The sequence below is a fragment of the bacterium genome, assembly GCA_024224155.1.
GTDB lineage: Bacteria > Acidobacteriota > Thermoanaerobaculia > Multivoradales > JAHEKO01 > CALZIK01.
This window is the reverse complement of the sequence record JAAENP010000052.1, coordinates 1-11,909: the sequence shown is the minus strand read 5'-3', so window position 1 is coordinate 11,909 and position 11,909 is coordinate 1. Positions and strand designations below refer to the sequence as shown.

Here is an 11,909-nt window from a genome sequence, read left to right as displayed (position 1 = left end):
TGCGCGCAGCGGCGCGCAGGCGAAAGCCCGACCCCCTGCAGGCCATCCAGCTCGAGCCGGCCCCTGGCGAATCGACTGCCGGCCGCCGTCGAAGCGCCTGTAGCCGACCGAGCGAAAGGAGAGACTCCCGACAGGCCCTGGCGCGCTAGAATCCCTGCAAATGGGCACCGCGCCAGCAGTTCCGAGCACGGCCCGCCTCCACGAGCTGGTCGCGGCGATGAAAGGCCAGCCCGTGGTCATGGCCGTCGACCTGGTCGCCGATCGCTTCATCACCGGAACGCCCAAAAGAATCAGCCGCGAAGCGCCGGTTCTGATTCTGAAGCAGGAGAGCGACCGCTTCGTGCCCGGCGGCGGCGCCAACGCGGTCGCCAACGTCGCGGCCCTCGGCGGCCTACCCTTGCCCATCGGCGTCGTCGGCGACGACGAGAGCGGCCGGGCCATCAGGAGTGCTTTCGAGGCCCTGGGAGTCACGGTTCGTGGCATCGCCACTCTCGACGGCTACCGCACGCCCACCAAGGTTCGAGTCCTCGGCGGCGGGAGACACGCCATCAAGCAGCAGATCGTCCGCTACGACATCGAAGACGAAGTCGCCTCCGAAGAGTCCGTCAGCCGGCTCCACCTGGACGCCCTGGCGGCATGGGCCGGACGGGCCCGAGTTGCCGTACTGAGCGATTATGGCTACGGTGCGGTCACCCCGGAGCTGATCGGGCCGGTCCGAGCCGCTCTCGGCGAATCGAGCTCGGTGCTGTGCGACAGCCGCTACCGGCTGGCGGATTTCCGCGGCATCGACGGGGCCACGCCCAACGAAGAAGAGGCGGAGGCGCTCTACGGCAAGACCCTGGGTGAGGACCCGGCCCGGCTCGCGGCCGCGGGAGCGGCGATCCGCAACCTGCTCGCCACCAGCTTTGTGCTCGTCACCCGGGGCGGCCTGGGCATGACTCTGTTCGAACAGAGGAACACGGTTCACATTCCAATCCACGGTTCGGATCAGGTCGCCGACGTCACCGGCGCCGGCGACACGGTCATCGGCACGTTCGCTCTGGCGCTCGCAGCCGACTCGACACCCCTGGAGGCCGCTCTGCTCGCCAACTTCGCGGGTGGCGTGGTCGTGCAGAAACTGGGCACCGCGACAATCGACCCGGACGAGCTCAACGAAGCGGTGGCCGCAGGCTCACGAATCCTGGAGAGACTCGAGTGGGAATCGCCCTAGAGCTCGAAGACCTGAGGCTGGAAGTCGAGCGGCTGAGACGCGACGGCAAGACCGTGGCACTCGCCAATGGCCACTTCGACCTCGTCCACGTCGGGCATCTGCGCTATCTGACGGCCGCAGCCCGCGAGGCCGATGCGCTGATCGTGGCCATCAACGACGACGCTTCGGTTCGCAGCCTCAAGGGAGAGGGCCGGCCTGTCGTTCCGGCGGCCGAGCGCGCCGAGCTGCTCGCGGCTCTCGAGCCCGTCGACTACGTGGTCGTCTTCACCGGCGATTCACCCGTCCCACTGCTGACCGAGCTCCGCCCGGATGTCCACTGCAAGGGAACCGACTACGTCAACCCGGAGCGGGTACCGGAGTACGAGATTGTTCAGGCCTATGGCGGGCGCACCGCCATTGTCGGCGACCCCAAGGACCATGCCACGTCGGACCTGATCTCCCGGGTAAAGCACCTGCCGGACTAGAGGCCCAGAGCGATCGGCCGGACATGAGCGGTTCCCGCATCTTGATCGTGCGCACCAGCGCCATGGGGGACATCGTGCACGCGCTGCCGGTGCTGAACCGGGTTCGAGAGATCATGCCGGAGGCTCGGATCGGATGGGTGGTCGAGGGAGTCTTCGCGGAGCTTCTGGAAGGGCATCCGGCCCTCGATGCGGTGATCCCGATTGGTCTGCGCACCTGGAGGCGGCGAGCCCTGTCGAGGCAAGCCTGGCGCGAGCTCATCGCGTTCTTGAAACAGCTCGACGACTTCGCGGCGGACACGGTGCTGGATCTCATGGGATCGCACAAGGCGGGTCTGATCAGTGCTTGCACTCTCGCCGACCGCCGTCTGGGTCTGGCGTTTCGGGATCGCCGTGAACCCTCGAGCGCGGTCTGGATGTCCGAGACCGCTCCCGCGAAAGGCAAGCACGCCGTCGATCACATGCTGTCGGTACTCGATGCTGGTCTGCCGAGGACCTCGAGCAGCGCGGAGGCGCGGTTCGGTGGCGAGCACCTCCACGCCGAACCCTGGCGGCAAGAGCCGCGGGCCGGCGACCAGTTTCTGCTCATTCACCCACGCACGGCCTGGCCGAACAAGGACTACCCGATCGAGTCCTGGAGCCAGGTCATACGGGCGATCCAGCGCGAATCCGGCGTGGAGGCTTGGGTGGCCTGGGGGCCCGGGGAAGAGGCCACGGCCCATGAGGTCGCCACTCTCGGCGGCGCTCGGGCCCTCGAGAAGCTCGCGACGATTCCCGAGCTCGTCGCCCTGTCGCGCGCCGCGCGGATCGTGCTGGGCGGAGACACCGGACCGGTCCATCTGGCGCACGCGCTGGGCACGCCCGTCGTCTGTGTCATGGGTCCGACCGATCCCGAGCGTAACGGTCCCTACGCCGCTCCCGAAAGCGCCGTCGTTCACCGCCTGCCGTGCAGCTTCTGCCACCAGAGATTGGGCGATGCCAAGGCCTGTCTGCTTAATATCTCTCCGGAGCTCGTGGCCGAACGAGCCCTCCACGCACTCGGCTAGGTCGCGAATAGTACTTGTTTGACGCTGTTTTAGGGCCGCTGCTAGACTGATCCGAATGGGTGCTCAGGGAGTTCTGTGTGCTCTGGGGGCGAAACCAGAGGAGGCGCTGTAGTGAACCGAATCGGCGAAATGCTCGTGACCGCGGGCAAAGTCTCGAGCGACCAGCTCGAACAGGCCCTCGCGCAGCAACAGCAAGCGGGCGGCAGGCTCGGCACTCACCTCGTCAAACTGGGCTTCCTCGAGGACGACGAGCTCGTCGAGTTTCTCTCGCAGCGTTACGGTGTTCCGGCGATCAATCTCACCGAGGTCGAGATAGACGAGACCATCATCAAGATCATTCCACCTGACGTCTCGCGCAAGTACACGATCCTTCCGGTTTCGAAGGCCGGTGCCCGTCTGACCATCGCCATGGTGGATCCCACCAACGTCTTCGCGATGGACGACATCAAGTTCATGACCGGCTACAACGTGGAACCCGTTGTCGCCTCCGAGGCCGCACTCCGTGAGGCCATCGACAAGTACTACGGCTCGACCCACTCGATCGAGTTGAAGAAGGTGATGGAGGACATCACCGACACCGATGACACGGACGTCGAGGTTCTCGACGAGGACGACGACATCGATCTTGCCGAGCTCGAACAACAGTCCGAGGAAGCACCGGTCGTCCGTCTGGTCAATATCATCCTGACCGACGCGATCAAACGAGGCGCCTCGGATATCCACATCGAGCCCTACGAGAAGGAATACCGCGTCCGCTACCGCATCGACGGCATTCTCTACGAAATGATGCGCCCGCCCATCAAGCTGCGCGAAGCCATCACCAGCCGCGTCAAGATCATGGCAAAGCTCGATATCGCCGAGAAGCGTCTGCCCCAGGACGGCCGCATCAAGATCAAGACCAAGCTCGGCAACAAGTACAAGGATCTCGACTACCGCGTGTCGGTATTGCCGGCGATTTTCGGCGAGAAGATCGTTCTCCGGCTGCTGGACAAGGACAACTTGATGCTCGACATGACCAAGCTCGGCTTCGAGGAGGAGTCGATGCGACGGTTCGAGCAGGCTATCTTCCGGCCCTACGGAATGGTGCTGGTGACTGGCCCTACCGGGTCCGGTAAGACCAACACGCTCTACTCGGCCCTGCAGCGAATCAACACGCCGGAAGTCAACATCATGACCGCCGAGGATCCGGTCGAGTTCAACCTGACCGGAATCAACCAGGTCCAGATGAAGGAGCAGATCGGCCTCAACTTCGCCGCTACCCTGCGTTCTTTCCTGCGGCAGGATCCGAATATCGTTCTGGTGGGTGAGATTCGCGACTTCGAAACCGCCGAGGTCGCGATCAAGGCGGCGATGACCGGCCATCTCGTGCTATCGACACTGCATACAAACGACGCGCCCTCATCCATCAACCGTCTGATGAACATGGGCATCGAGCCGTTTCTCGTGGCCAGCTCCGTGCACATGGTCGTGGCTCAGCGCCTGGTGAGGCGCATCTGCGGCAACTGCAAAGAGCCCTTCGAGGTACCGACTCAGGCCCTGACGAACATCGGCTTCAAGAAGGACGAGATCAAGTCGCTTCAGCTGTTTCGGGGCCGCGGCTGTGACCTCTGTAGCGGTACCGGCTACAAGGGCCGTGTGGGCCTCTACGAGGTCATGGATGTCGACGAGCAGGTGCGCGAGCTGATTCTCTCCGGCGGCAGTGCCTATGAGCTTCGCGAGAAATCTCTCGAGATCGGGATGATCAGCCTGCGGATGAGCGGGCTTCAGAAGATTCGCGACGGCGTCACCACTCTGGACGAGGTGATCCGCGAGACCGTCGACTAGGATCGGCTGTCCCAGAGCACGTCGGCGACACCACGGGTCCGATTCTCGAAGCGGGCCGCCACGAACAGAAGGTCTGACAGGCGATTCAAATAGCGAATCACGTTCGGACCGAGATCCTCTTCACGGCTCAGGCGTACCGCGACTCGCTCGGCGCGCCGGCAGATCGTCCGCGCCACATTCAGGCGGGCAGCACCCGGCGAACCTCCGGGGAGAACAAAGTTCTCCAACGCCGGCAAGTCCTGGCTGAGGTCGTCAAGCGCGGTCTCCAGAGCATCGGTGTGACGCTGCTCGATTCGCGGAACCGGGAAAGACTCCTCGTCGCCCCCGGGCATCGACAGATCCGAGCCCAGGTGAAAGAGCTCGTTCTGGATCCGTCGCAGAAGCGCCGGCAAGGGCTCGCCCAGACCTTCTGCCAGAGCGACGCCGAGCACCGAGTTGAGCTCGTCCACCGTTCCGTAAGCCTCGATTCGAAGACTGTCCTTGGCCACCCGGCGACCGCTGGAAAGACCGGTCGTACCGTCGTCGCCGGTGCGAGTGGTGACCTTCGTGATCCGCGGCATGGCGAACCTCAGTGTAGCAGCGAGCCCGAAGGACCCCGGCTCTCGGCAATTGCGAAACTCACCGCCGGAATCCCCGTAATGACTATTTGAGGGGGTAGTGCAGATGTTCGAGATCGCTGGAATCCTGGCCCTGATCGTCATCGCCGTCGCGGTGTTTGCGGTCCTGTCTCTCGTGGGCTTGATGCTGAAGCTGGTGTTCAAGATCGTTCTGCTGCCTTTCGCCTTGCTCGGCTGGGCCTTCAAGGGCCTTCTGCTGCTCCTCGCCGTGCTCGTCGGTCTGGTTCTGGCTCCGATCGCGGTGATTGTGCTGGGACTCCTCGCGGTCGTGGTCGGAATCCCGCTGCTTCTACTGGCCGGACTCGCCGGGCTGGTGGGCGCCGGCTGGGCGGCCGCCTGAACGAGCACCTCGGAGAGACCGGGACGCCGACGCGGGTGGCCAAGGTTCTGGCGACGGCTCCTGACTACAACTGAGGCCATCGGCGGCTCGGCAGCCGAGCCGCCGATGTCGAGGGCTAGCCAGCCGAGAGCCGAGTTCCGTCCAGCACGCTCTGCGCCGCGGACTCTCCACTTTCGAACGACTCGTCGGTCCACTGGTAGCCCCATTCCCCGTAGCGGCCGCAGCTGGCCAGGCCGACCTCTTTCAAATAACCGCGCACCAGGGTAACGGCTCTGGCTCGATCCAGATCGAAGATCACGTTCGCGTACCTGATCAATCTGGCGTCGGCAAAGAGGACTTCGTCGTCCTCTCGAAGAAGACCACAGCCTCGGAGATCGGCGATGACCGGCTCGATCAACTCGGGCGGCGCAACCTCGAGCGGACGGAACTTGTCCGAGAAATAGACCTCCGCCTGGATGCTGCCGCACCCGGCAGGAACGTTGGCGGGCGAGAACATGTGGGGAAAGCTCAGGCGGGTCGCGGTTAGCTCGCGATCGTAGAGGTAAGTCCAGTGATACTCGGACAGATCCTCTCGATCGACGCCGAGATTGACGGTCACGCAGGTCGTACAAGCAAGCTGTCCGGCGGCCTCCTCGACTTCGTGCGGTACATCCCGGATACACCGAACCAGTTCGGGTAGGGGCAGCGAAGAGATGACGGCGTCGGCGACTATTTCGCTTCCATCAACGAATCGCACCCTGCCCGCCGCGGGATCGATCTCCTGCACCTCCTTGCCACACTCGAGCCGCGCTCGCTCGAGGAACGCCCGCAGATAGGATTCGAAACCACCACGCGACGGATAGCGGAAGTGATCGACGTAGTGGACGTCCGCGGTCTCATCCGCCAGCGCTCCGTGGAGTACTTCCTCGAGATCGGGTCGATACAAGCGCGGCCCGAGCCAGTCGGTACTCATCTCGTGGGCTTCGAGGGTGTGGTACTTGCGCCCGTACTCCATCGGAAAGGTCTCGGCGAACGCACGGCCGTAGGCCGCCAGCAGCCACTCCTCGTAATTCGCGGGGTCCGGAGCCTCCGTCGCCAGCGCCTCGACAAAATCCTCGAGAACCTGCGAAACCAGATCCGGAGGCAGGCCGTAGAGGTTGCACTGCGCCGGATGCTTGATCCAGTGCCCTCGCCAGTGATTATTGACTCGGGCTTGCAGGATTTCGAACTCGCCGCCGACGCTCTCGGCGAGCAGTTCCTGTAGACGCGGGTTCTTTGTAAACGAAATGTGGGGTCCGTCGTCGAATACGAAACCGTCATCCGAGACAAAAGAGCGTGTGTGTCCTCCCGGCCGGGCGAGTTTCTCGTAGACCGTCGCTTCGACTCCCGACTCCGCCAGCCGCCAGGCGGCTCCCAACCCCGCCATTCCGGAGCCGAGGATCGCGATGGAGAGAGTCATGGGGCCGATGTAGGGGCTTGGAAGTTCTGCTGCCCGAAGCCAGCGACAGTCTAGCCTGCTGCGATCCCCGTGTCTCCGTGCGATCGTGAGAGACGCAGGCTAGCACGCGGCCCCAATTGGATCGGAACAAGAAAACCCGGCACCGCCAAGATAGGTGAGCCGGGTTTCCGCAAATTTCGACGAGGCTCTAGCCGCCTTGTTTCAGATGGACGTTGCCGTTGACCGTGGAAATCGTGACCTTGTTCTTGCCGCCGGCAAAGGAGCCCGCGCCACGGATTACCCTGCGCGCGTCGCCGTGGCCATAGTCCCAATCCGAGTCCTCCTCGATCGTCAAGCCGAGATCGGATTCAATGGCGTAGCGCCCAGCGCGGCGCTTGGTGTAGGCCAGCTCGATCTCGACGTCCATCGAGAAGTTCGGCGGCACCGTGAGACGCACCTCTCCGTTCATCGACGAGAGCTCGATGTCTCGGCCGTCGGCCTGAGGATCTCCGACGATGCGGACCTCGACGTCCCCGCCCATGGTGGTCGCGACCACCCGGCCGTCGACTTCGCGCAGGATGACGTCGCCGCCCATGGTCTCGGCCTCGACGAACTCGGCCGCCGAGTCGACCACGATTTTGCCGCCCATGGTCTCGAGTTTGGCGCCGTGGAGCGCTTCCGACAGCTCGATCGCTCCGCCCATGGTTGTTATGTGAACCACTTTGCCGGTCGAGCTTCCATCCGAGCGCTGGACGTTCTTGTAGCTGACGTTGCCGCCCATCGACGAGCCGTCGACGTCGCCGACGACGTTTTCGAGCAATACCTCACCGCCCATCGTCGAGACCTCGCCGTCGACTTCCGAATCGACCAGGCGGATGCTACCTCCCATGGTGGAAAGATCGAGCTCGCCCTTGAGATTCGACAGGTCGAGCTCGCCGCCCATGGTCTCGCCCTCGATCCGCCCTTCGACATCCGCGATCGTGATTCCGCCACCCATGGTTTCGATCTCGAGGTTGAAGAGAACCGGGACCTGCACCTTGACCCGGTGCCCCTTGTGACCGTGGTGGTGGCGCTTACCGCGATCGTGCCAGTCGCCTTCATTGATTTCGACCTCGACTCCCTCCTCGGTGCACCGAATCTCGACTCTGGGCACGGCGCCATTGCCGTGGGGCTCGGCTTCAACGCGTACGGCTTGGCGATCCCATCCCGTTATCTCGATCGAGCCGCCGGTCTGCAGGTCGATCTCAAGTAGTCCTCCCGGGGAAACGTCACATTCTTCGAAGGCCTGAGCCGCTACGCTGACCGGAGTGGCCAACATGGCGATCAGCAAGACTGGCGTGCATTGTCGTAGTTTCATTTCTTCTCCTTTCGCTAGAGATCCCTTGTCTAGAATTTCGCAAAGTAATCCTGGGCGCGCACGAAGACCGCGCTCCCCGGCTCGGGCTGCCCGGACAGAATCGCGGACTCCACTATTTCCGGTGCGACCCGCTCCTTGGCCAGGTGGTCGATCGCGAGCAGTCGCATCTGAACGGACTCCTCGCTCTCGAGCACTTCGAGCAAGGCCGCTTCGGTCGACGGATGCATCGGTTCGCCAGCCAGCTTCTCGAGCGCACCCAGTCGAACCGGGAGACTCTCGTCGCCGAGCATGGCGACGATCAGGGCGTCGCGCACTTTCGGCTCCATCGAGCGAACCAGCGAGATCGCCTCGAGACGCGTGCCGACCGGCGCCGGATTCACCAGTGCCTGCACCAGAATCTCGGAAACCAGCGGGTCCGACTTGTCCCGCACCAGCTCGAGGTGTGTGGCGACGTCAAACGACAGGGCTACGCGACCGTCATCGATCTCGCGAACCTGCAGGTCCGAAAACGTGTAGGGCGAGTTCGCGCTCTCTTCCATGCGCCGGTTGCGCAATGCGGCGAACTCCAGCTGACCGGCAATGGCCTGGTTGCTGTTGGCCCGCCGCAGGTCCTCCTCGTGGGCTCGCTCGAAGGCGCGGTCGGCGCTCGGCCACCGGCCGATGAAGAACCCGATGACCAGAGCCCCCGCAACGGTCGCCAGGGCGATGGACGGACGCAGGCCTCCGACGCCGAGATTCCTGAGCCAGCCTTTGGCCCCGCTCTTCGTCTCTTGCCGAATCGAGCGCAATACATCACGGCGCAGAGCCAGGAACTCGGCTTCGGCAGCCGCCGGGAGCTCCATGTCTTCGAGCTCGGCATGAATCGCGAAGAGATCCGCGCAGTCTTCGCATTCGGCGAGATGCCTCATCACCAAACTGCGCTCGTCAGGTGTCGAGTCGCCGCTCATCAAGGAGGCGAGACCGTCTTCGAAGCGCCTGCAATCTTTGGTGTCGGACATGTTGTCTCTCCTTCGGGCCAGACCTTCAGGCCTGCGCCAATTGACTTCTGAGTCGGCGAATGCCTCGAAACAAGGCGTTCTTCGCCACGCCCTCGCTGCACCCGAGCACCGAGGCGATCTCGCGCACCCCCATGCCATGGAAATAGCGCAGCTCGATTGCGGTACGGTAGCGCCGGTTGAGCTGGGCCAGGCCACCGAGCACAAGCCGAGTGCGTTCCTCCTTGAGAACGCCCTGATCTTGGGGCGTGGACCCGGAGTCGGCAACCTGGGTCAGCTCTTCGCGGCCGTCGAGATGGCGCCGATTCGCGCGTCGCCAGTTGAGGCCCTCATGGTAGGCAACCTTGGCCAGCCAGGTCCGAAAACTCGACTGTCCCTGGAACAACGAGAGCTTGCGGTAGACCTTCAAGAAGATCGTCTGGCTCAAGTCCAGAGCGTTCTCGTGACTGCGGCCGAAGCCGAAGGCGAGCTTGTAGACGAAGCGCTCGTAGCGCTTCATCAACATCTCGAAGGCCTCCTCACGCCCGCCGAGCGTCGCCTCGATCAGCTCGGTGTCTGTGGACTCTTCCGCCATTCCAGTCATATAGACACCCCGAACCGGAAAAAGTTAGCACTGGGGAACACAATACGTAATCTTTGCGTCTTCGCGGCCCCTCGGCATGGGGCCACAAGTACAGGCGCGCGTAGATTACGTATTGTGTCCCCCATAAAGAAAGACCCGCGATTTCTCGCGGGCCTCGAAAAACTCCCGGCGGCGACCTACTCTCCCACGCAGTCACCCACGCAGTACCATCGGCGCAGAGGGGCTTAACTACCGTGTTCGGGATGGGAACGGGTGTTTCCCCCTCGCAATTGCCACCGGAAAAACCTAAACGCTACTTGAAAAAGAACCAACAACTGGCCTCTGCGCCGAGGACCTGAACGGTCCGCGTCTGGGCCAACCGGCTCGAGCCGGCCGAAATGGGTTACAGGCGAAAGAATCCGCCAAAGAAGAGTCACACGAAAAAGTAAAAATGGTCAAGCCAAACGGGCGATTAGTACGGGTTAGCTCAACGCCTCGCAGCGCTTACACATCCCGCCTATCAACCTGGTGATCTTCCAGGGCCCTTCAGGGAGACCTCATCTTAGGGGGGGCTTCCCGCTTAGATGCTTTCAGCGGTTATCCTTTCCGAACTTAGCTACCCAGCGGTGCCGTTGGCACGACAACTGGTGCACCAGAGGTTCGTCCATCCCGGTCCTCTCGTACTAGGGACAGATCCCTTCAAGTCTCCTACGCCCACATGAGATAGGGACCGAACTGTCTCACGACGTTCTAAACCCAGCTCACGTACCACTTTAATCGGCGAACAGCCGAACCCTTGGGACCTGCTTCAGCCCCAGGATGTGATGAGCCGACATCGAGGTGCCAAACCGCGTCGTCGATATGAACTCTTGGACGCGATCAGCCTGTTATCCCCGGCGTACCTTTTATCCGATTAGCGATGGCCCTTCCATGCGGAACCACCGGATCACTAGAGCCTACTTTCGTACCTGCTCGACATGTCTGTCTCGCAGTCAAGCTCCCTTATGCCTTTACACTCTACGGCTGGTTTCCAATCAGCCTGAGGGAACCATCGCGCGCCTCCGTTACTCTTTAGGAGGCGACCGCCCCAGTCAAACTGCCCACCAGACAGTGTCCCAGTCCCAGATCAATGGGTACCGGTTAGGAATTCAATAATGAAAGGGTGGTATTTCAAGGGTGACTCCACAACAACTGGCGTTGCCGCTTCAAAGTCTCCCACCTATCCTACACATACATTATCAAATTACAGTGTCAGGCTGCAGTAAAGGTGCACGGGGTCTTTCCGTCCTTCTGCAGGTAGTCCGCATCTTCACAAACATTACAATTTCACCGAGTCTCTCGTTGAGACAGTGCGCAAGTCGTTACACCATTCGTGCAGGTCGGAACTTACCCGACAAGGAATTTCGCTACCTTAGGACCGTCATAGTTACGGCCGCCGTTTACTGGGGCTTCATTTCAGAGCTTCGGACGAATCCTAACCCCTCCATTTAACCTTCCAGCACCGGGCAGGTGTCAGACCCTATACGTCATCTTTCGATTTTGCAGAGTCCTGTGTTTTTGGTAAACAGTCGCTTGCGCCTTTTCACTGCGGCCCTTTCATGCTACACTCGCAGGAGTTCACACTAATAGGGCGCCCCTTCTCCCGAAGTTACGGGACCATTTTGCCGAGTTCCTTAACGAGAGTTATCTCGAGCGCCTTAGGATTCTCACCCCATCTACCTGTGTCGGTTTACGGTACGGTCACCTAGTTTCGCGTTTAGAAGTTTTTCTTGGTAGCATAGAGTCTTGACCTTCACGCCTCCGAAGAGTTGCTCCCCTACAGCCTCAGTATAAAGCAGACGGATTTGCCTATCTGCCGAACCTTCGCATAAGGACAGGGACAACCAACGCCCTGCGCCAATATCTTCCTACGTCACTCCATCACGATAACCTCCACCAGGTGGTGCAGGAATATAAACCTGCTTCCCATCGACTACGCCTTTCGGCCTCGCCTTAGGGGCCGACGAACCCTGCGCCGATTAGCGTTGCGCAGGAAACCTTGGGCTTTCGGCGAGGGGGCCTCTCACCCCCTTTATCGTTA

At 62.1% G+C, this 11,909-nt stretch carries 10 protein-coding genes and 2 rRNA genes; 5 read left to right on the top strand and 7 right to left on the bottom strand.

Annotation, left to right across the window (positions count from 1 at the left end; all coding sequences use genetic code 11):
- Positions 1-160: 160 nt before the first annotated feature.
- The 4 genes from GY769_03450 (at position 161) to pilB (ending at position 4,541) form a co-directional block, all read left to right on the top strand.
- Positions 161-1,210, top strand: coding sequence for a hypothetical protein (locus GY769_03450; GenBank protein ID MCP4200968.1), 1,050 nt, complete (start codon positions 161-163; stop codon positions 1,208-1,210).
- On the top strand, positions 1,195-1,674 hold the full coding sequence (locus GY769_03445; GenBank protein MCP4200967.1) for an adenylyltransferase/cytidyltransferase family protein: 480 nt from the start codon (positions 1,195-1,197) through the stop codon (positions 1,672-1,674). The genes GY769_03450 and GY769_03445 overlap by 16 nt, the downstream gene beginning before the upstream one ends.
- 23 nt (positions 1,675-1,697) lie before the next feature.
- Complete coding sequence (gene waaC / locus GY769_03440; GenBank protein ID MCP4200966.1) at positions 1,698-2,717, top strand: lipopolysaccharide heptosyltransferase I; 1,020 nt, start codon at positions 1,698-1,700, stop codon at positions 2,715-2,717.
- 129 nt (positions 2,718-2,846) lie between these two features.
- Entirely contained in the window at positions 2,847-4,541 is a 1,695-nt protein-coding gene (gene pilB, locus GY769_03435; protein ID MCP4200965.1) for a type IV-A pilus assembly ATPase PilB, read from the top strand.
- On the opposite strand, the gene GY769_03430 is transcribed toward pilB, so the two are convergent.
- Complete coding sequence (locus GY769_03430; GenBank protein ID MCP4200964.1) at positions 4,538-5,101, bottom strand: cob(I)yrinic acid a,c-diamide adenosyltransferase; 564 nt, start codon at positions 5,099-5,101, stop codon at positions 4,538-4,540. The genes pilB and GY769_03430 overlap by 4 nt on opposite strands.
- A gap of 103 nt (positions 5,102-5,204) precedes the next feature.
- On the opposite strand from GY769_03430, the gene GY769_03425 reads away from it, so the two are divergent.
- Positions 5,205-5,498: a hypothetical protein gene (locus GY769_03425; protein MCP4200963.1), complete on the top strand. Its 294-nt coding sequence runs from the start codon at positions 5,205-5,207 to the stop codon at positions 5,496-5,498.
- 115 nt (positions 5,499-5,613) lie between these two features.
- Here the strand turns inward: GY769_03425 and GY769_03420 are convergent, their stop codons facing one another.
- The 6 genes from GY769_03420 to GY769_03395 form a co-directional block, all read right to left on the bottom strand.
- Positions 5,614-6,936, bottom strand: coding sequence for an NAD(P)-binding protein (locus GY769_03420; GenBank protein ID MCP4200962.1), 1,323 nt, complete (start codon positions 6,934-6,936; stop codon positions 5,614-5,616).
- 187 nt (positions 6,937-7,123) lie between these two features.
- Positions 7,124-8,272, bottom strand: a complete 1,149-nt coding sequence (locus GY769_03415) for a hypothetical protein (GenBank protein MCP4200961.1) — start codon at positions 8,270-8,272, stop codon at positions 7,124-7,126.
- A gap of 29 nt (positions 8,273-8,301) precedes the next feature.
- On the bottom strand, positions 8,302-9,270 hold the full coding sequence (locus tag GY769_03410; GenBank protein MCP4200960.1) for a hypothetical protein: 969 nt from the start codon (positions 9,268-9,270) through the stop codon (positions 8,302-8,304).
- 25 nt (positions 9,271-9,295) lie between these two features.
- Entirely contained in the window at positions 9,296-9,841 is a 546-nt protein-coding gene (locus tag GY769_03405; GenBank protein ID MCP4200959.1) for a sigma-70 family RNA polymerase sigma factor, read from the bottom strand.
- Between the two features lie 172 nt (positions 9,842-10,013).
- Positions 10,014-10,130: ribosomal RNA gene (gene rrf / locus GY769_03400) — 5S ribosomal RNA — on the bottom strand.
- A 146-nt stretch (positions 10,131-10,276) separates the two neighbouring features.
- Positions 10,277-11,909 (bottom strand): 23S ribosomal RNA (locus GY769_03395); the annotation flags it as partial.

Bases quoted from the DNA above. Each gene is read 5' to 3' on its own strand.
- GY769_03450 (MCP4200968.1), top strand. From the start codon at position 161: ATGGGCACCGCGCCAGCAGTTCCGAGCACGGCCCGCCTCCACGAGCTG.
- waaC (MCP4200966.1), top strand. From the start codon at position 1,698: ATGAGCGGTTCCCGCATCTTGATCGTGCGCACCAGCGCCATGGGGGAC.
- pilB (MCP4200965.1), top strand. From the start codon at position 2,847: ATGCTCGTGACCGCGGGCAAAGTCTCGAGCGACCAGCTCGAACAGGCC.
- GY769_03430 (MCP4200964.1), bottom strand. From the start codon at position 5,101: ATGCCGCGGATCACGAAGGTCACCACTCGCACCGGCGACGACGGTACG.
- GY769_03425 (MCP4200963.1), top strand. From the start codon at position 5,205: ATGTTCGAGATCGCTGGAATCCTGGCCCTGATCGTCATCGCCGTCGCG.
- GY769_03420 (MCP4200962.1), bottom strand. From the start codon at position 6,936: ATGACTCTCTCCATCGCGATCCTCGGCTCCGGAATGGCGGGGTTGGGA.
- GY769_03415 (MCP4200961.1), bottom strand. From the start codon at position 8,272: ATGAAACTACGACAATGCACGCCAGTCTTGCTGATCGCCATGTTGGCC.
- GY769_03410 (MCP4200960.1), bottom strand. From the start codon at position 9,270: ATGTCCGACACCAAAGATTGCAGGCGCTTCGAAGACGGTCTCGCCTCC.
- GY769_03405 (MCP4200959.1), bottom strand. From the start codon at position 9,841: ATGGCGGAAGAGTCCACAGACACCGAGCTGATCGAGGCGACGCTCGGC.